Source organism: Streptomyces racemochromogenes (assembly GCF_039535215.1).
GTDB lineage: Bacteria > Actinomycetota > Actinomycetes > Streptomycetales > Streptomycetaceae > Streptomyces > Streptomyces racemochromogenes.
Genome location: NZ_BAAAWT010000001.1, coordinates 3,701,866 through 3,719,640, shown reverse-complemented (window position 1 = coordinate 3,719,640; position 17,775 = coordinate 3,701,866). Strand labels below are relative to the sequence as shown.

General features: G+C 72.9%; 17 protein-coding genes. 10 read left to right on the top strand and 7 right to left on the bottom strand.

Going from position 1 to position 17,775, the window contains the following annotated elements; all coding sequences use genetic code 11:
- Positions 1 to 7 precede the first annotated feature (7 nt).
- The 5 genes from ABD973_RS17230 to ABD973_RS17210 all read left to right on the top strand — a co-directional run bounded on the left by ABD973_RS17230 (position 8) and on the right by ABD973_RS17210 (position 5,307).
- Positions 8 to 1,324 carry a histidine kinase gene (locus ABD973_RS17230; protein WP_345500728.1) on the top strand — a complete coding sequence of 439 codons (1,317 nt, stop codon included), beginning with the start codon at positions 8 to 10 and terminating at the stop codon, positions 1,322 to 1,324.
- Positions 1,321 to 1,992, top strand: a complete 672-nt coding sequence (locus tag ABD973_RS17225; RefSeq protein ID WP_125821600.1) for a response regulator — start codon at positions 1,321 to 1,323, stop codon at positions 1,990 to 1,992. Before ABD973_RS17230 ends, ABD973_RS17225 begins: the two co-directional genes overlap by 4 nt.
- An 87-nt stretch (positions 1,993 to 2,079) precedes the next feature.
- Complete coding sequence (locus tag ABD973_RS17220) at positions 2,080 to 3,408, top strand: sensor histidine kinase (RefSeq protein WP_125821601.1); 1,329 nt, start codon at positions 2,080 to 2,082, stop codon at positions 3,406 to 3,408.
- Positions 3,405 to 4,064: a response regulator gene (locus ABD973_RS17215; RefSeq protein WP_345500725.1), complete on the top strand. Its 660-nt coding sequence runs from the start codon at positions 3,405 to 3,407 to the stop codon at positions 4,062 to 4,064. Before ABD973_RS17220 ends, ABD973_RS17215 begins: the two co-directional genes overlap by 4 nt.
- 25 nt (positions 4,065 to 4,089) lie before the next feature.
- Positions 4,090 to 5,307, top strand: coding sequence for a cytochrome P450 (locus ABD973_RS17210; protein WP_345500723.1), 1,218 nt, complete (start codon positions 4,090 to 4,092; stop codon positions 5,305 to 5,307).
- A 13-nt stretch (positions 5,308 to 5,320) separates the two neighbouring features.
- On the opposite strand, the gene ABD973_RS17205 is transcribed toward ABD973_RS17210, so the two are convergent.
- Positions 5,321 to 6,139, bottom strand: a complete 819-nt coding sequence (locus tag ABD973_RS17205) for a diacylglycerol kinase catalytic domain-containing protein (RefSeq protein ID WP_386381878.1) — start codon at positions 6,137 to 6,139, stop codon at positions 5,321 to 5,323.
- 184 nt (positions 6,140 to 6,323) lie between these two features.
- Here ABD973_RS17205 and ABD973_RS17200 point away from each other — a divergent pair, with 184 nt between their 5' ends.
- The 3 genes from ABD973_RS17200 to ABD973_RS17190 all read left to right on the top strand — a co-directional run bounded on the left by ABD973_RS17200 (position 6,324) and on the right by ABD973_RS17190 (position 8,953).
- A complete protein-coding gene (locus ABD973_RS17200; protein WP_125599878.1) occupies positions 6,324 to 7,607 on the top strand; it encodes an adenylosuccinate synthase in 1,284 nt (427 codons plus the stop codon).
- Positions 7,608 to 7,748: 141 nt separating this feature from the next.
- The gene (locus tag ABD973_RS17195) at positions 7,749 to 8,378 is read left to right on the top strand and encodes a DUF6879 family protein (RefSeq protein WP_125599875.1); all 630 of its coding nucleotides are present in this window, start codon (positions 7,749 to 7,751) and stop codon (positions 8,376 to 8,378) included.
- A gap of 80 nt (positions 8,379 to 8,458) precedes the next feature.
- Positions 8,459 to 8,953 carry a carboxymuconolactone decarboxylase family protein gene (locus tag ABD973_RS17190; RefSeq protein ID WP_125821605.1) on the top strand — a complete coding sequence of 165 codons (495 nt, stop codon included), beginning with the start codon at positions 8,459 to 8,461 and terminating at the stop codon, positions 8,951 to 8,953.
- 21 nt (positions 8,954 to 8,974) lie between these two features.
- Here the strand turns inward: ABD973_RS17190 and ABD973_RS17185 are convergent, their stop codons facing one another.
- The gene (locus ABD973_RS17185) at positions 8,975 to 10,606 is read right to left on the bottom strand and encodes an ADP-ribosyltransferase domain-containing protein (protein ID WP_125821606.1); all 1,632 of its coding nucleotides are present in this window, start codon (positions 10,604 to 10,606) and stop codon (positions 8,975 to 8,977) included.
- A gap of 169 nt (positions 10,607 to 10,775) precedes the next feature.
- Between ABD973_RS17185 and ABD973_RS17180 the strand changes: the two genes are divergently transcribed.
- A complete protein-coding gene (locus ABD973_RS17180) occupies positions 10,776 to 11,453 on the top strand; it encodes a macro domain-containing protein (RefSeq protein WP_164720910.1) in 678 nt (225 codons plus the stop codon).
- Between the two features lie 25 nt (positions 11,454 to 11,478).
- On the opposite strand, the gene ABD973_RS17175 is transcribed toward ABD973_RS17180, so the two are convergent.
- The 5 genes from ABD973_RS17175 to ABD973_RS17155 form a co-directional block, all read right to left on the bottom strand.
- Entirely contained in the window at positions 11,479 to 12,354 is an 876-nt protein-coding gene (locus ABD973_RS17175; RefSeq protein WP_125821608.1) for an alpha/beta hydrolase family protein, read from the bottom strand.
- 171 nt (positions 12,355 to 12,525) lie between these two features.
- Entirely contained in the window at positions 12,526 to 13,761 is a 1,236-nt protein-coding gene (gene kynU, locus ABD973_RS17170; RefSeq protein WP_345500717.1) for a kynureninase, read from the bottom strand.
- Positions 13,754 to 14,602 (bottom strand): tryptophan 2,3-dioxygenase family protein, encoded by an 849-nt coding sequence (locus ABD973_RS17165; RefSeq protein ID WP_125821609.1) that lies wholly within the window; start codon positions 14,600 to 14,602, stop codon positions 13,754 to 13,756. Before ABD973_RS17165 ends, kynU begins: the two co-directional genes overlap by 8 nt.
- A gap of 129 nt (positions 14,603 to 14,731) precedes the next feature.
- Complete coding sequence (locus tag ABD973_RS17160; protein ID WP_125821610.1) at positions 14,732 to 15,145, bottom strand: DUF3151 domain-containing protein; 414 nt, start codon at positions 15,143 to 15,145, stop codon at positions 14,732 to 14,734.
- Between the two features lie 60 nt (positions 15,146 to 15,205).
- Positions 15,206 to 16,270 (bottom strand): CE1758 family FMN-dependent luciferase-like monooxygenase, encoded by a 1,065-nt coding sequence (locus ABD973_RS17155; protein ID WP_125605544.1) that lies wholly within the window; start codon positions 16,268 to 16,270, stop codon positions 15,206 to 15,208.
- A 275-nt stretch (positions 16,271 to 16,545) separates the two neighbouring features.
- On the opposite strand from ABD973_RS17155, the gene ABD973_RS17150 reads away from it, so the two are divergent.
- Positions 16,546 to 17,772 carry an IS701 family transposase gene (locus tag ABD973_RS17150; RefSeq protein WP_345500712.1) on the top strand — a complete coding sequence of 409 codons (1,227 nt, stop codon included), beginning with the start codon at positions 16,546 to 16,548 and terminating at the stop codon, positions 17,770 to 17,772.
- Positions 17,773 to 17,775: the final 3 nt, after the last annotated feature.

The following is a 17,775-nucleotide window of genomic DNA, read 5'->3' as shown; positions in this document are numbered from 1 at the left end:
GGACGACGTGAACGAGCAGAGAGAGACCGCGGCCGAAGGGCCGGGACAGGAGGTCCCCGCCGCGCGCGGTGTGGCCCGGCGGCTGTTCTCCCTCGGGCGGGATCCGCTGCCCCCGATGAAGCGGCCCCGCTGGCTGAACCGGCTGCCGCACGCCCTCGTCGTGTATGCCGCCGTCCTCTTCGGCTTCCTGACGTCCACACAGATCCAGGACAACTACCACGCGCGCGATCCGAGCGTGATCGTGCTGTCGCTCTTCACCGGCTTCTCCATCGTGGCCGCCATGTTCCGGCCCGTCGCCGCCTGGTGGCTCGGCCTGATGACCGCCGGCTTCATCGCCGCCACGCTCCACGGCCACGTCGGGCAGGGTCAGACCTGGCCGTGGACACCCGTCGGGCTCTTCGCCTTCGCCCCGCTGGTCCTGCTGGTGGCGCTGCGCGTGCCGCCGAAGGTGACGGCCGCGGTCGTCGCCGTGCCCGTGGCCTGCACCGGGACCGCCGAGATGCTCTTCAAGCCGGAGCACAGCCAGAGCAGCACGGTCGGCGCGCTCCTCGTCTTCGGCTTCGCCGGCCTCCTCGGGTACGCGCTGCGGGCGACGCGGCTGGCCCGGGGCCAGCTCGTCGTGCAGGAGACCCTGACGGAGGAGGAGCGGGCGCGGCGGACGCTGCTGGAGGAGCGCAGCCGGATCGCCCGCGAGCTGCACGACGTCGTCGCGCACCACATGTCGGTGATCTCCATCCAGGCCCAGGTGGCCCCGCATCTGGTGCAGAACCCGTCCCCGGAGCTGAAGGAGAACCTCGCCGGCATCCGGCAGAACGCTCTGGAGGCCCTCACCGAACTGCGGCGCGTCCTGGGCGTGCTGCGCTCCGAGCACGCCGACGATCCGGCGAACCCGCACCACCCCCAGCCCACCCTCGCGGAGCTGGACGCGCTCGTGGACAACGTGCGCGCGGCCGGACTGGACGTCACCACCGAGACGGCGGGCATACGGCGGCCGCTGACCCCGGGCGTGGAGCTCACCGCCTACCGGATCGTGCAGGAGGCGCTGAGCAACTGCCTGCGCCACGCCCCCGGTTCCCGCGTGGAGGTCGGCATCGCCTACGGGCCGCGCGACCTGCACCTGTGCGTGGCGAACTCGGCGCCGACCCGGCCGGCCCCGCCGTCGCCCGGTGCGGGGCACGGGCTGCTCGGCATGCGGGAGCGGGCGGGCATGCTGGGGGGAGAGCTGGCGGCCGGCCCGCGCCCTGACGGCGGGTACGAGGTGAGCGCCGTGCTCCCCATGGACCCGCCCGGCGGTTCCGTTTCCGAGGAGAAGAAGGACGCATGAGCACTCCGATCAGGGTGATGATCGCCGACGACCAGGTGATGGTCCGGCAGGGCTTCACCGTCCTGCTGAACGCCGAGCCCGACATCGAGGTGGTCGGCCAGGCGATAGACGGCGCCGACGCGGTGGCGAAGGCCGGGGAGCTCACGCCGGACGTGGTCCTGATGGACATCCGCATGCCGGGGATGGGCGGCATCGAGGCCACCTCCGTCCTCACGGGCACGCCCGGCTCGTTGGTGAAGGTGCTGGTGCTGACCACCTTCGACCTGGACGAGTACGTGTACGAGGCGCTGCGCGCGGGTGCTTCGGGCTTCCTCCTGAAGGACGCCTCGGCGGACCAGCTGGCCGAGGCCGTGCGGGTGGTCGCGGCCGGCGAGGCCCTGCTGTCGCCGAACATCACCAAGCGTCTGATCACCGAGTTCTCGCGGCTGGGAGCCCCGCGTGCGCCTTCCAGGGCGCGCATCGAGGAGCTGACGGAGCGGGAGACCGAGGTGCTGTCGCTGATCGCCCAGGGCCTGTCGAACGGGGAGATCGCGACGCACCTGGTGGTGGCCGAGCAGACGGTCAAGACCCATGTGGGCCGGATCCTGGTGAAGCTGGGCCTGCGGGACCGGACCCAGGCCGCGGTGTTCGCCTACGAGACGGGTCTGGTCCGTCCGGCGGGCTACTGAGTCACCCTTGTAGTACCTGAGGGGGACCCCGGGAAATCCCCTTCAGCGGCGACGCGGTCGAGGCGGGCACCGGCCTACGGTTTGGACATGACCGAGACGACCACCGGGGCGACCCCCCGGCCTCCCGAACTGCGGATGGCTTCGGGCCTGATGCAGAGCCTGCGCGACGAGCTGATCACCGACGCCTTCGCCTACCGGCCGCTGCCGCGGATGCGGACGGACGGGCCGCTGGTGCGCCGGCTCCCCGAGGGCATACGGCCGAGGGCGGCCTACCTGCCGCATGCCGTGGTGGTCGTGACGGCGTTCATCGTGACGATGCTCGCGAGCGCCGACAACCAGTACGGCGGGCCGCCGGTCCAGTTCGTGGTGCTGGGGCTGCTGGCGGCGGGGCCGGTGCTGATGACCCTGGTGCGGCCGGCGGGGGCTTTCTGGGTGGTGCTGGCGCTGACCACCGCCCTGTCGGTGTTCTCCGACCGGAACCTGTCCTGGCCGTGGTCGCCGAGCACGTTCGTGGCCACGCTGGCCGTGATGACCTTCGTGGCGATGCGGCTGCGGCCCCGGGCCGCCGCGTGGATGTGGTTCATCACCCTGCTGTACGGGACGCTCCTGCCGATCCTGGTCGGTGGCGCGGACGGGGGCGCCGTCGCGCCGATGGCCTTCTTCTCGGCGGTGGCCCTGCTGGTGGTGACGGTCCGCAACACGCGCAGGGAGGCCCGGCGCGAGGTGATCGCCGAGCGGGAGGTGACCGCCGTCGAGCGGGACCGGCGGACGCTGCTGGAGGAGCGGACGACGATCGCGCGGGAGCTGCACGACGTGGTCGCGCACCACATGTCGGTGGTGGCGATCCAGGCCGAGGCGGCCCCGTACCGGGTGAAGAATCCGCCGCCGGAGCTGGAGGCGGCCTTCGCGACCATCCGGGAGAACGCGGTGGCGGCCCTGACGGAGCTGCGGCGGGTGCTGGGTGTGGTGCGGTCCGCGGACTACGAGGCCCCGGAGGCCCCGCAGCCGACGCTGGCCTCCCTGGACGGGCTGCTGGCCAATGTGCGGGAGGCCGGTCTGCGCGTGGACAAGACCGTCACGGGTGCGGTGCGCGAGCTGCCGCAGGGCGTGGAGCTGTCGGCGTACCGGATCATCCAGGAGGCCCTGAGCAACAGCCTTCGGCACGCGCCGGGGGCACCGGCCGAGGTGGAGGTCTCGTACGTACTGGGCGGGCTGGGGATACGCGTGGTCAACGGTCCGGCGGACGGGGACGTCCCGCCGTCGCCGGGAGCCGGGCACGGGATCACGGGAATGCGGGAGCGGGTGGCGATGCTGGAGGGGGAGATGACGGCCGGAGAGACCGGTGCGGGCGGGTACGAGGTGGCCGTGTTCATACCGGTGCGCAGCCGGCCGGAGCCCGAGGAGGCACCGGCATGACGATCCGGGTGCTGATCGTCGACGACCAGATGATGGTCCGCGAGGGGTTCTCCGTCCTGCTGAACGCGATGGAGGGCATCGAGGTCGTCGGGGAGGCCGTGGACGGCAGGCAGGCCATCGCGCAGGTAGCGGCCCTGAGGCCGGACGTGGTGCTGATGGACATCCGGATGCCGGAGATGAACGGCCTGGAGGCGACGCGGCAGATCGTGGCGGCGGACACGGACGCGAAGGTGCTGGTCCTGACGACCTTCGACCTCGACGAGTACGTGTACCAGGCGCTGCGTGCGGGGGCGTCCGGGTTCCTGCTGAAGGACGCCTCGGCCCGGCAGCTGGCGGAGGGGGTGCGGGTGGTGGCGTCCGGGGATGCGCTGCTCGCCCCGTCGGTGACGAAGCGGCTGATCTCGGAGTTCTCGAAGCTTTCGGAAGTGCAGAGGGCGGCGGACCCGTCGGGGGTGTCGGAGTTGACGGAGCGGGAGACGGAGGTGCTGGTGCTGATCGCGCAGGGCCTGTCCAACGGGGAGATAGCGGACCGGCTGCTGGTGGCGGAGTCGACGATCAAGACGCATGTGAGCCGGATCCTGGTGAAGCTGGGCCTGCGGGACCGGACCCAGGCCGCGGTGTACGCCTACGAGACACGGCTGGTGACGCCTGCTTAGCGGCGGGACGGCCTAGGGTGCTGGGATGCGCTTTGATCCTTGGGATGCCGCGTTCGTAGCCGATCCGTACCCCGCCTACCGGGAGTTGAGGGAGCGGGGGAGGGCGGTGTGGTGCGAGGCGACGGGGCAGTGGCTGGTGCCGCACTACGCCGATGTGAGCGCGCTGTTGCGGGACCGGCGGCTGGGGCGGACCTACCTGCACCGCTTCAGCCACGAGGAGTTCGGGCGCAAGGCTCCGCCGCCGGAACACGAGCCGTTCCACGTCCTCAACGGGAACGGCCTGCTGGACCTGGAGGATCCCGCGCACGCCCGGGTGCGGCGGCTGGTGTCGAAGGCGTTCACCCCGCGGATGGTGGAGCGGCTCGCGCCGTCGGTCGAGCGGCTGGCACGGGAGCTGGCGGGCGGGCTGCGGGCCGCCGGGGGCGGGGACCTGCTGACCGCCGTCGCCGAGCCGCTGCCGGTGGCGGTGATCGCGGAGCTGCTGGGGATCCCGGAGGGGGACCGGGGGCTGCTGAGGCCCTGGTCGGCGGACATCTGCGGGATGTTCGAGCTGCGGCCGGACGCGGAGACCGCGCGGCGGGCGGTGACGGCGAGCGTGGAGTTCAGCGCGTACCTGCGGGAGCTGATCGCCGAGCGCCGCAAGGCGCCCGGCACGGATTTGATCTCCGCGCTGATCGCCGCCCACGATGAGGAGGGCCGGCTCAGCGAGCAGGAGATGATCTCCACCTGCGTCCTCCTGCTGAACGCCGGGCACGAGGCGACCGTGAACACCACGGTGAACGGCTGGTGGGCCCTGTTCCGCAATCCCGGTCAGCTCGCCGGCCTGCGCGCGCACCCCGGCCCGGGGAATGCGGAAAAGTTGTCCACAGCTGCGGATGAACTGATGCGCTACGACACACCCCTCCAGATGTTCGAGCGCTGGGTGCTGGACGACATCGAGATCGGGGACACCCTCATCCCCCGCGGAGCCGAGGTGGCGCTGCTCTTCGGGTCCGCGAACCGGGACCCGGCGCGCTTCGAGGACCCTGACGCGCTCGACCTCGGGAGGGCCGACAACCCCCACCTGACCTTCGGGGCCGGGATCCACTACTGCCTCGGCGCGCCCCTGGCCCGGCTGGAGCTGGCCGCCTCGTTCGGGGCCCTGCTCGACCCGGACGGCCCGCCGATGCGGCTGGTGAGGGAGCCGCAGTGGCAGGAGGGCTACGTCATCCGGGGGCTGCGGGAGCTGCTGGTGGAGTTCTAGGCCGCCGCACGCCTCACCTCGGCAGTGTCAGCGCCCAGGCCGCGCGCCGCACCGTCCACGTGCGCCGCCGTACCGGGCCGGCCAGGGCGTGGTCCGCCCGGTAGCGGAAGTCCTCACCGGACGCCCCGACCACGGCGGACACCGTGACCGCCTCCGCGCAGCCCCTCAGCGGCGGCGCTCCCGACAGCCGCACCACCACCTCCGCCGGGCCCGCGCCGCCCCCGGCGGTCCGCACGGCCACGTCCTCCACCGGGCGGTCCCCGTCGGCGACCACGACCCCGTCGACCTCCACCCGCAGCCGGTGCACCGGCCCCACGGGCGACGCCGGGCTCGGCAGCAGCGTCCGCAGCAGCGAGCGGTAGCCCCCGCCGCGCCGCACGGCCGACACCGGCGAGCTGATCCGCAACCCGCCCAGCACCACCCCGCCGCCGTCGTCCACCAGCAGGTCACGCGGCCGCGCCACCCCGTCCAGCGCCGTCCTCGCCGCCAGCACCGCCGACAGCGGCACCCCGAGGGACCGGGCCAGCGCCAGCGACCCCGCGGGCCCCACCGGGATCAGCGACACCACCCGCTCGCCGGGCTCCCGCTCCCGGTGCAGCAGCCCCACGGCCCGCACCAGCGCCCGGTCGTCCCCCACGACCACCGGCCGCCGATGACCTCGGCGGGCGAGGGCCCGCGCAAATTCCTCCTGCGAATCCGGGAGGCAGATTTTCGCCGCCGCTCCCGCTGACAACACATCCTTCGCGATTCGCACGGCCTCGCCGTCAAGACGGCGGGCGACCGGGTCTACGAGCACGAGCAGGCCGCCTACCGGCGCGCCCGCATGGCTCATGGCGGGCTCTGGAGCCGACACCTCGGTCCTTCCTCGGGTAGCATCTTTGTGCAAGAGGCCCTTGCGCTATTGCGCCAGGGCCTTCGTCTATTCCGGGGCACCGGTCCGACGGCTCAGCCTGCGGTGTACATCGTCGTACGCCCCCTGACCTTGGACATGCCCCATCCGGAAGAGGTGTACGCCTGTGCCCGCTCTTGTGCTGCTCGGAGCTCAGTGGGGTGACGAGGGCAAGGGAAAGGCCACCGACCTGCTCGGTGGATCCGTTGACTATGTGGTGCGCTACCAGGGCGGCAACAACGCCGGCCACACGGTCGTCGTAGGCGACCAGAAGTACGCGCTCCACCTCCTCCCTTCCGGCATCCTCTCCCCCGGATGCACCCCGGTCATCGGCAACGGTGTCGTCGTCGACCCGGCCGTCCTGCTCTCCGAGCTGCGCGGTCTGAACGAGCGCGGCATCGACACCTCCAAGCTGCTCATCAGCGGCAACGCGCACCTGATCACGCCGTACAACGTCACCCTCGACAAGGTCGGCGAGCGCTTCCTCGGCAAGCGCAAGATCGGCACGACCGGCCGCGGCATCGGCCCGACCTACGCGGACAAGATCAACCGCGTCGGCATCCGCGTGCAGGACCTGTACGACGAGTCGATCCTCACCCAGAAGGTCGAAGCGGCCCTCGAGGGCAAGAACCAGCTCCTCGCGAAGCTGTACAACCGCCGCGCGATCGAGGCCTCCGCGATCGTCGAGGAGATGCTCCAGTACGCGGACCAGATCAAGGGCTACGTCGCCGACACCACCCTGATCCTCAACAACGCGCTGGACGAGGACAAGGTCGTGCTCTTCGAGGGCGGCCAGGGCACCCTGCTCGACGTCGACCACGGCACGTACCCCTTCGTCACCTCCTCGAACCCGACCGCCGGCGGCGCCTGCACCGGCACCGGCGTGGGCCCGACGAAGATCAGCCGCGTCATCGGCATCCTCAAGGCCTACACGACCCGCGTCGGCGCGGGCCCGTTCCCGACCGAGCTGTTCGACGAGGACGGCGAGGCGCTGCGCCGCATCGGCGGCGAGCGCGGCGTGACCACCGGCCGCGACCGCCGCTGCGGCTGGTTCGACGCCCCGATCGCCCGCTACGCCACCCGCGTGAACGGCCTGACGGACTTCTTCCTCACCAAGCTGGACGTCCTGACCGGCTGGGAGGAGATCCCGGTCTGCGTCGCGTACGAGATCGACGGCAAGCGCGTCGAGGAGCTGCCCTACTCGCAGACCGACTTCCACCACGCGAAGCCGATCTACGAAACCCTCCCGGGCTGGTCCGAGGACATCACCAAGGCCAAGACCTTCGCCGACCTGCCGAAGAACGCGCAGAACTACGTGAAGGCGCTGGAGGAGATGTCGGGCGCCCCGATCTCCGCGATCGGCGTCGGCCCCGGCCGCACCGAGACGATCGAGATCAACTCGTTCCTCTAGGCACCGCAGCCCGAGGGGGCGGGGAGCGCACGGCGCTCCCCGCCCCCTCGGCGTTTTCGGCAGACGCGCGAACACGTACCGCACCCGGCGGATCACGTTCGGTACAGTCGGGGCACCGACACCCAGGGCTGGGGATTCCAGATGCACGACCTCCGCGCGCCGGCGCTCCCGGCCACCCGAGGCGAGGCGCTCGACGCCGACGCCTACGCCGAAGAGCTGCGGGAACGCCGCGCGTCGGTCCGCAACGGCGAGTCCTGGCAGCTGGAGCGGCTCCAGCACTTCGAGGAGACCGGCAGCCCGACCCGCGACGCGCTGCGCCGCGGCGACTGGCGGGAGGTGCTCCGGCTGATCGAGGCGGAACGCACCACCGCGCGCCGGGCCGCCGACGACGACGGCCGCAACGGCTCCTTCCTCCGCCGGCTGCGGGTGGTGGAGGAGCCGCTGTCCCCGTACATGCGCTGGCAGCTGCACTGGCTCCACATGCGCGCCGAGGCCGGGCACCAGACCCGGGTGCTGTCCGCCGAGGAGTTCTCCTTCGCCGAGGCGGCCGGCGGCGGCCGGCTCCCCGAGATCCTGATCGTCGACGGCCGCGTGCTGTACGAGGTCCTCCACACCCCCGACGGCGTCCACACGGGCAGCCGCCGCTACGAGGACCCGGCGATCGTCCGGTCCTGGGAGGTGTACGTGAAGCGGGCCTACGCGATGGCCGAGGACCTGCGGAACTACTTCACCCACTCCGTCGCGCACCTGCCGCCGCCGCCTGCGTGCTGAAAAAACTTCTCCGGGTCCGTCACATCCGCGTCCTCCCCCGGGTCAGTGCTGTGAAGACACCGACCGAAGGAGCAGCAGCCATGACGAACGCCCCCGCCTCGATCTCCCGGATGCCCAACCCGGGCGAGTTCGTGCCCGAGCTGAGCGACATCAGCGCCGCCCTCTTCCGTGCCACCGGCAACCGCTCGGTGCCGCGCACCACGATCAGCCTGGTGCACCTGCGCGCCGGCCAGATCGTCCACAACACCTACCTGACCGTCCTGAACACCGCCTTCCTCCGCAAGGCCGGCGAGTCCGAGGAGCGGATCACCGCCGTCTCCTCCTGGCAGGACGCGCCGTACTTCACCCCGGCCGAGCGCGCCGCGCTCGCCCTGGTGGAGGCCACCCTCCAGCCCGCGCCGCGCGGGCAGGAGCGCGTCCCGGACGAGCTGTACGCCGAGGCCGCGAAGCACTACGACGAGAAGGCGCTGGCCACCCTCACCATCGCGATCGGCCAGATCAACTTCTTCATCGCGCTGGCGCTGATCGGCAAGCCCCAGCCGGTGGCCTCCCTCGCCGACCAGCAGTGGGACTGAGGGCCGGCGGCCCCCACCGGGTCAGGACACCAGGGTCTGCTCCTCCAGCTCGGTCAGCCGGACCGTGCACAGACCGCCGCGCTCGGTCCTCACGTCCGTGACCTTCAGCTGCGTTCCCGGGGAGAGGATGAACTCCTCCTCCTCGGTGAACGCGGAGAAGTCGCGGATGCCGACCGCCCGGGCGGGCACCACCTCGAAGAGCGTCCGCTTGCCGCGGCTGCCGAGGAACCCCCGCGCGACACCGAGCTTCGGCGTGCAGGAGGACACGCCCCACCAGGTGACGGTGCGGCCCAGCGGGTACTGCGCCCGCAGGTCCAGCGCCACGCCCCGGTACAGCGGCTCGGTGCGCGCGGGCAGCCCCGACACGGCCGAGAACAGCAGCCGCAGGTAGGGCAGGTACGGGACGAGCCTGGAGCGGTCCGGGGAGCGCAGGACGGCGTTGATCTCCCGGTAGAACGCGGACTCGCAGGTGTAGAGGTAGAGCGCGGAGACCGCGTCGGCGGACAGCCCGCCGGCCGCTCCGTCCGCCCGCGTCCTGCCGAACTCGTACGACCGGTCGACGTGCCGGCCGAGTCCGGCCAGCAGCTCGGCGACGGGCGCGACGGCGTCCCGGAAGTCCATGAGCGGGGTGTCGAACACACCGGTGATGGCGGGGAGGACGAGGCCCTCGTCCTTGACGCTGGAGAGGCGCTCCAGATACAGCTGGTGCAGCTCCATCGTGGAGGCGATGAAGGCGCCCATGCGCGCCGCGACGTCCTCGCCGGCCGCCCCGCCGTCCTCGTCGGCGCGCTCGTTCCACCCCTTCTCCGGGAGCCAGTCGACGGGGGCCGCGCCCACGGAGGCGAGCGCGTCGTTGACCGTCGCGAAGTGGTCCCCGTCGCAGAAGATGTCGCCCTGCGCGGCCGGATTGGCGTGGTCGATGTGCCGGACCTCGACGGCGGGGTACTTCTTCTGGAGTTCGAGGACGACCTTCTTCAGGCTGCGCGCGTGGGCGCCCCACCAGGCGAAGACGACCCCGCGGTCCTCCTCGTCGGCGTCCTGCTTGGCCTTGAGGATCTCCTCGACGATCCGCTCGGCGACCGGCCGCCAGAAGGCGGTGTGGGGATCGGCGCCGCCCCGGGGGCCGTCGCTGCTCGCGGTGAGCGCGGCGTTCAGCAGGAGCACGCCCTGGGTGAGCATCGCCTGGAACCATTCCGGCGGCTGCACGGTGTCCCGCTCCTTGAGGAGCGCGCGTATGTCGGCGATGGGGGTCTTCTTGGGAATTCCGTGCTTCCACATCGCCGCTGCCTTGATGATGCAGCGAATGCTGACGACGCGGCCGAACTGGCTGTCCTTCCAGTCGTGGAAGGTGTTGTCGAACATCGCTATGCCGGTGGCGCTTTCCGGCCGCGGATACGGGTTCTGCCCGAAGACGACGACTTTCCACTTGTGCGGCGGATTCGGCTTGAGCGCCTGGAAGGTCAGCTCGCGGACCGGGACGACGTCCGGGCCGCGGCCCGCGCCGATGAACGCGGCGGCGTTGGGCCGGGCCTCGATGACGGGCTTCAGCAGCGGGAACCACGGTTCGCCGCCGCCCTTGAACAATTCGGCGAGGGCCAGGGGGTCATGGGGGTCGGGCTGTACGGGATCGGCCGGGGAATTGGTTTCGGGCATGGCGGCAACTCCGAAATGTCGAAGCGGTTTTCGAGTCTTTCCGCAGGCTAACAGCGGGCACTGACAACGCTGACCGACCGTCACCAGAAGGCGCACCGAAGGGGATTGTCAGTGCCCGCCGCTAGCGTGGTGAGTGGTCGCAAAGACCGATTCCCGATTGGAGTGGATGATGACCGAGGACCGCGTGCAGCCTGCGCTCAGGGTCGTACTGACCGACGTCAACGCCGAAGTGGTGGAGTCGTGGCGGGCCGCCTTCGCCGACACCCCCGGGATCGAGATCCGCCGGGGCTCGATCCTCGACGAGGACGTCGACGCGTGGGTCAGCCCGACCAACTCCCGCGGCCGGATGGACGGCGGGGTCGACGCCGCCGTCAAGCGCTTCCTGGGGGCGGGCATCCAGCTGCGCGTGCAGCGGGCGATACGCGACGGGTTCGCCGGCAGCCTCCCGGTGGGCAGCGCGGTGTGCGTGCCGTCCGGGGCCGTCACCCCGCGCTTCCTGATCTCGACGCCGACGATGGAGACGTCCTCGCAGAACGTCAGCCAGACGCTGAACGTGGCCCTGGCCTGCGCGGCCGCCTTCCAGGCGGTCCACCGGCAGAACGACGAGAAGCCCGGCAGCATCCGCTCCGTGGCCCTGGTCGGCATGGGCGCCCGGACCGGCCGCGTGCCGGCGCGGGTCTGCGCGAACCTGATGTGGACCGGCTACACCCTCTTCAACGACCACCGCTTCGACGACTACGACGACCTGCGCTCAACGATCACCGCCCAGCTGGACGACATAGAGAACGCCCCCGCCACGAAGCGGGTACGCATCACCCCGCCGAAGCGGGCCACGGCCCGGCGCTGACCGGCCGGGGCGGCGAGGGCACCGGCTACCAGGCCAGTTGGGAGATCTCCTCCGCGACCACCGCGCAGGCGTCGGCCGCCGGGTCGATCAGGGGGAAGTGGCCGACGCCCTCGACCAGGGTCAGGCCGACCATCTCCCCCGCCTTGGCCGCCGCGGCCACGTACGACTCCGCCACCGCGGGCGGGACCACGATGTCCTCGCGCCCGTGCACCACGGTGGTGGCGATGCCCGTCGGGAGCAGCGCCGCCGGGTCGGCGCACGGCAGCCGGGCCTCCCAGTGCTCCGGCCCGCCCAGCAGCTGCGCCGACGCGCCGCCGCACACGCCGAGTTCCTCGGCGACCGCGAAGTCCGCGATCGGGGCCAGCGCCACCACACCGCGCAGCGGCGGCGGGGCGGGCAGCCGCCAGGGGGAGCCGGCCGGGAGCACGTGCCGCGCCGCCGCCCACAGCGCGAGCTGTCCGCCCGCCGAGTGGCCGGTCACCACGGTCCGGCGGAAGTCGGCGGCGGGCAGGGCCGCGGCGGCCAGGGCGGGCAGGGCGTCCATGGCGGCGGCCACGTCGTCGAAGGTCTCGGGCCAGCGACCGGCCACCGGAGCGCCGCCGCCCTGGCGGGGCAGGGAACCGCCGCGCCGGTACTCGACGTTGGCGACGGCGAAACCGCGCCGGGCCAGCAGGTCCACGAAGGGGGTGACGTGCTGCCGGTCGTAGGGGGCCCGCCAGGCACCGCCGTGCAGGACCACGACCAGCGGGGCGGAGCCCGTGGACCGCCCGCGCGGGGCGTGGAAGTCGATGACCTGGTCGGGGTGGTCCCCGTACGCGGCGCTCGCGTCGGGCGCGACCGGGGGGTGGGCGAAGGCCGAGGCGGCCTCGGCGGCGTCCCGTTCGACTGCGGGGTCCGTCATCGGCTCGACCTCTCGGTAACGCGTGGGACAAGGGGGACAGGTGTTCCGGTGTTCCGACTGAGCGGGACCGTACCAGGCCGACACCCGCCCCCGGCCGCCGGAAGGGGTGCGCACGTGGGCGGGCGGAGCCGTAGCCCCGCCCGCCCCGTGGTGTGACGTTTCGCTACCGCGTCACCCGAAAATGTGACCCAGTGTGCGCGCGGCGCGCTCCACGTCGGCGAAACCGACGTAGAGCGGGGTGAAGCCGAACCGCAGGACGTCGGGGGCGCGGAAGTCGCCGACGACCCCCCGGGAGATGAGCTCCGCCATCACCTCGCGGGCGCCCTCGGCGCGCAGCGAGACCTGGCTGCCGCGCCGGCCGTGCTCGGCCGGGGTGACCGGCTCGACCCGGCCCGGCGGGACGTACGCGGCGACGCATTCGAGGAAGAAGTCCGTCAGCGCCAGCGACTTGGCGCGCACGTCCTCGACGTCCACGCCGTCCCAGGCTTCGAGGGCCGACTCCAGGGCCAGCATCGACAGGATGTCCGGGGTCCCGACGCGCATCCGGGCCGGTCCCTCGGCGGGGACGTAGTCCGGGGTCATCGCGAAGGGCTCCGCGTGGCCGTTCCAGCCGGGCAGCGGGGAGTCGAAGGCCCCCTGGTGCCGTTCGGCCACGTAGATGTAGGCCGGGGCGCCGGGGCCGCCGTTGAGGTACTTGTAGGTGCAGCCCACCGCCAGGTCGACGGCGTGCGCGTCGAGCCCGACGGGCAGGGCCCCGGCGCTGTGGCACAGGTCCCACACGATCAGCGCGCCCGCGGCGTGCGCGGCCGCGGTGAGGCCGGGCAGGTCGTGCAGCCGGCCGGTGCGGTAGTCGACGTGGTTGAGCAGCACCACCGCGGTGTCGTCGCCGAGGGCGCCGGCCGCGTCGGAGGGGTCGACCGGGACGAGTTCGAGGCCGGTCATCCGGGCGGCGGACGCGGCGATGTAGCCGTCCGTCGGGAAGGTGGTGGCGTCGACCAGCATCCGGGTCCGGCCGGGCGCGGCCAGACGGGCGGCGCCGACGAGGGCCTTGAAGAGGTTGACGCTGGTGGAGTCGCCCACGGTCACCTGGCCGGGGGCGGCACCGATCAGCGGGGCGATGCGGTCGCCGATCCGCTGCGGGGCGGTCCACCAGCCGCTCTCGTCCCAGGAGCGGATGAGGAGCTCGCCCCACTGGCGGTTCACGACGTCGGCCACCGCGCCGGGGACGGCGGCCGGCAGCGCGCCGAGGGAGTTCCCGTCGAGGTAGACGACCCCGTCGGGCAGGGTGAAGCGCTCGCGGAGCTTGCCGAGGCCGTCCTCGGCGTCCAGGCGCGCGGCCCGCTCCCGCAGCTCCGGTATCGGGTCCGGGTTCAGGTCCGGGTTCGGGTTCGGGGCGGCGTCAGACATGGCTGCGGGCCGTCCAGAGCTCGGGGAAGACGTTCTTCGTGGCGCGCTTCTCCAGCCAGGTCACCCCGGCCGAGCCGCCCGTGCCCGTCTTCGCGCCCATCGCCCGGCGCGTCGCGACGAGGTGGTCGTTGCGCCAGCGCCAGACCAGCTCGGCGACGTCCGTGAGCACCTCGCCGAGGCGGTGCAGGTCGGCGTGCCGGCCGTCCGGGTCCGCGTAGAGCTGCGTCCAGACGGCCTCGACCTCGGCGGAGGGCTCGTAGCGCTGGGCGAGGTCCCGGTCCAGGACCGACTGGGGCACCGGCAGGCCGCGGCGGGCCAGCAGGCGCAGCGTCTCGTCGTACACGCTGGGCTCGTGGAGCGCCTTCTCCAACTCGGCGTGCACCCGCGGGGCGCCCCGGTGGGGGACCAGCATCGACGCGGACTTCTCGCCCAGCAGGAACTCCATCCGGCGGTACATCGCCGACTGGAAACCGGAACCCTCGCCGAGGGCGGCGCGGTACGAGTTGAACTGGGCGGGGGTGAGCTGGGCCAGCGGCCGCCAGGAGGCGTTCAGGGCCTCCAGCTCACGGAGGGATCGTTTCAGCGCGGCCATCGCCACCGGGACGTCGTCCTCGCGCAGGGCGCGGGCGGCGGTCTCCCACTCGTGGACGATGACGGTGAACCACAGTTCCATGACCTGGGTGGTCACCAGGAACACCATCTCGCCGGGGTCGTCCGAGCGCAGGTGCTGGAGGTGGGTGAGGACGTCCGCCTGGACGTAGTCCTCGTACGGAGTCGTGCCGTCGAAGTCGAGGTTCGGGGTGTCCGAACCGGCTCCGGAGGCATCAAGGGCGTGCGACATTTCTGTCTCCTCGACACGTGCTTCCGGGTAGCGGTCCGCTCCTTCCGATGAGGTAAGTGGAGCCCCGGTCCCCTGCTCCGCATCATAAGCAGGGGATCCGGAAGCCCTCTAGGGCGCTCCTGGAGAGCGTTATGCGAGCGTGTCCGCCGCCGTCGGGGAGGAGTCGCGCAGGAACGTCGAGCAGCGCTCGTACTCGTCCTTCTCGCCGATGGCCCCGGCGGCCCGCGCCAGGGCGTGCAGGGCGCGCAGGAAGCCGCGGTTCGGCTCGTGCTCCCACGGCACCGGGCCGTGGCCCTTCCAGCCGGCGCGGCGCAGCGCGTCGAGGCCGCGGTGGTAGCCCGTACGGGCGTACGCGTACGACTCGACCGTGCGACCGGCCTCGAAGGCCTGGTCGGCGAGGGCGGCCCAGGCGAGGGAGGAGGTGGGGTGCGCGGCAGCCACCTCGGCCGGGTCGGTACCGGCGGCGAGGGCCTCGCGGGGCGCGGGCTCGTCGGGCAGGTGGGTGGGGGCGGGGCCCCCGAGCAGGTTCTGGTGAATCGACATGGCTTCAGTCTGGCCGACGCGGCCGCCGCCCGGCGCCCGGCCCCGCATCACGGGCCGGCGTCACGCCCCCGCCGCCGGGTGGCGGGGGCCCGGGGGGACGGCCGGCGGGCGGGAGGCGGCCAGCTCCCGGCGCAGGACCGGCACGATCCGCTCGCCCAGCACGTCGACCTGCTCCAGGGCCGCCGCCGCCGGCAGCCCGGCGTGGTCCACGGCGAACAGCTGCCGCTGGTAGTCCCCGTACACCTCCCGGAAGCCGAGGACCTTCTCGATCACCTGGTCCGGACTGCCCACGGCCAGCGGCGTCCGCGCCACGCACTCCTCCAGCGAGTAGCGCCCGCCGTGGAACCGGGACCGGTCGAAGTAGGGGCGGAACTCCCGCACCGCGTCCTGGGAGCGCGCCCGTACGAAGACCTGCCCGCCGAGCCCGACGACGGCCTGCTCGGCGGTGCCGTGGCCGTGCTCCTCGTACCGGGCGCGGTACAGCTCCACCAGGCGGGCGTACTGGTCGACCGGCCCGAAGAGGTTGTCCGCGAAGAAGCCGTCGCCGTAGTACGCGGCACGCTCCGCGGTCTCCGGCGAGCGCACCGACCCGTGCCACACGAAGGGCGGCACGCCGCCCAGCGGGCGGGGCACGGAGGTGAAGCCGTCGAGGCGGGCCCGGAAGCGGCCCCGCCAGTCGACGTCCTCCTCCCGCCACAGGCGGTGCAGCAGGGCGTAGTTCTCCCGGGCCAGAGCGCTGCCCTGGCGCAGGTCCTGGCCGAACCACGGGTAGCAGTTCGGGGTGTTGCCGCGGCCGGTGATCAGGTCGAGGCGCCCGCCCGCCAGGTGCTGGAGCAGCGCGTACTCCTCCGCGACGCGGACCGGGTCGTTGGTGGTGACCAGGGTGGTGGCGGTGGACAGGATCAGCCGCCGGGTGCGCGCCGCGAGGTAGCCCAGCAGGACCGGCGGCGAGGAGGTCACGTAGGGCGGGCTGTGGTGCTCGCCGGTGGCGAAGACGTCGAGGCCGGCGTCCTCCGCCCGCAGGGCGAGCGCGGTCATGGCCAGGATCCGCTCGTGATCGGTCGGGGTCCGGCCCGTCGTCGGGTCGGGCACGACCTCGCCGACCGAGAAGACGCCGAACTGCACGCCGCCCCTCCCGTGTCGACACCGCCGCCGCGCGGGGTGCGGAGCCGGGGGGCAGGCCCCGGCACCGGCTCGCGGCCCCGCCAGCAGACCGTGCCCGATGCGCGGCGGCCGGGCCAGGTCCGCCCGGGCAGTCCGTCAAGTCACCGGGGGTGGTGGCGCCCCCACCACGATCGGGCCGAGTGCGGTGACCGGGACACCTCCCCGGAAGAGGGGTGCTCGGCCGACGGTAGAGGTGCAGTGGACGCACGCCGAGGGGGCATGTCGTGAAAGCGGTCATGAGCAGCATCAACAGCATCAGCGGGGGCACCGGTACGGGTACGGTGGCGCCGGTCCGGCGGGACCCGGCCCGGGAGGCGGCCGACGAACTGTGTTCCGTCGTCCTGTCCTCCCTGCGCCGCAAGGACCAGCGGGAGAAGGGCCGGCAGTACGTGCAGGGCCTGCTCGCACTGCCCGGCCGCAAGTCGATGCGGGGCATCGCGGGGCAGGTCGGGGGCGGGGCCGCAGAGCAGAGCATGCACCACTTCATCTCCGGCTCCACCTGGGACTGGGAGCCGATCCGCGCCTCGCTCGCGGGGTTCCTCCAGGCGGCCACCCCGCTGACGGCGTGGGTGGCGCAGCCGATGGCCATCCCGAAGGGCGGGGAGCACTCGGTGGGGGTGGCGCACCGCTTCGACCCGCACCAGGGGCAGATGTTCCGGGGACAGCAGGCCTTCGGGACCTGGTTCGCCTCGGCGGGGCTGGTCACTCCGGTCGGGTGGCGCATGCACCTGCCGGAGGAGGACGCCCCCGGCACCGCCGGCACACCCGGGACCCCGGGCACCTCCGCCGCCCCCGGCGCCTTCGACGCCGCCGACGCGCAGGCCGCGTACGAGGAGTCCGCCGCGGACGCCGTCATCGAGACGGTGCGGCGCAGCGGCAACCGGCGCCCGGTGGTGCTGGACATCCAGCGGATCGGCACCCGGTCCACGATGAACCGCTTCGCCGAGGCCGGGCTCCCCGTCATCGCCCGCGTCGCACCGTCGACGCCGCTGCTCGTCACCGACCCCGCGCTGCCCGGCCACGGCGCCGGGGCGCGCCCCGCGCGGGATGTCCTGCAGTCGGTGAAGGGGCTGTGCACCCCGGTGGAGTGGACCGACCCGGACCCCGCGCTCCCGGGCGGCCGCCACCGCAGCACCCTGGCGGTCGCGGTGCGGGTGATGATGCCCGACCCGTCCCCTGCCCGCCGCCGCCACCTGCTGCTGGTCGGCGAGTGGACGGACCCCCGCCGCCCTCCGGCGCAGCTGTGGGTGACGGACCTGGTACGGCTTCCCGTGGGTCCGCTGCTGCGGCTGACGAAGCAGGGCCGGCGGGTCTCCGTCGCCTCCGAGCACAGCGGCCGGGAGGCGGGGCTGCGGGACTTCGCCGGGCGGGCCCTGCCCGGCTGGCACCGGCACGTCACGCTGGCCTCGGTCGCGCACGCGGCCCGCGCGCTGACCGGTACGGAGCACTACGCGGCGGCCTAGGCC

Coding starts and splice junctions, on each gene's coding strand:
- ABD973_RS17225 (WP_125821600.1), top strand. CDS start 1,321: ATGAGCACTCCGATCAGGGTGATGATCGCCGACGACCAGGTGATGGTC.
- ABD973_RS17220 (WP_125821601.1), top strand. CDS start 2,080: ATGACCGAGACGACCACCGGGGCGACCCCCCGGCCTCCCGAACTGCGG.
- ABD973_RS17215 (WP_345500725.1), top strand. CDS start 3,405: ATGACGATCCGGGTGCTGATCGTCGACGACCAGATGATGGTCCGCGAG.
- ABD973_RS17210 (WP_345500723.1), top strand. CDS start 4,090: ATGCGCTTTGATCCTTGGGATGCCGCGTTCGTAGCCGATCCGTACCCC.
- ABD973_RS17205 (WP_386381878.1), bottom strand. CDS start 6,139: ATGAGCCATGCGGGCGCGCCGGTAGGCGGCCTGCTCGTGCTCGTAGAC.
- ABD973_RS17195 (WP_125599875.1), top strand. CDS start 7,749: ATGCACGACCTCCGCGCGCCGGCGCTCCCGGCCACCCGAGGCGAGGCG.
- ABD973_RS17190 (WP_125821605.1), top strand. CDS start 8,459: ATGACGAACGCCCCCGCCTCGATCTCCCGGATGCCCAACCCGGGCGAG.
- ABD973_RS17185 (WP_125821606.1), bottom strand. CDS start 10,606: ATGCCCGAAACCAATTCCCCGGCCGATCCCGTACAGCCCGACCCCCAT.
- ABD973_RS17180 (WP_164720910.1), top strand. CDS start 10,776: ATGACCGAGGACCGCGTGCAGCCTGCGCTCAGGGTCGTACTGACCGAC.
- ABD973_RS17175 (WP_125821608.1), bottom strand. CDS start 12,354: ATGACGGACCCCGCAGTCGAACGGGACGCCGCCGAGGCCGCCTCGGCC.
- kynU (WP_345500717.1), bottom strand. CDS start 13,761: ATGTCTGACGCCGCCCCGAACCCGAACCCGGACCTGAACCCGGACCCG.
- ABD973_RS17165 (WP_125821609.1), bottom strand. CDS start 14,602: ATGTCGCACGCCCTTGATGCCTCCGGAGCCGGTTCGGACACCCCGAAC.
- ABD973_RS17160 (WP_125821610.1), bottom strand. CDS start 15,145: ATGTCGATTCACCAGAACCTGCTCGGGGGCCCCGCCCCCACCCACCTG.
- ABD973_RS17150 (WP_345500712.1), top strand. CDS start 16,546: ATGAGCAGCATCAACAGCATCAGCGGGGGCACCGGTACGGGTACGGTG.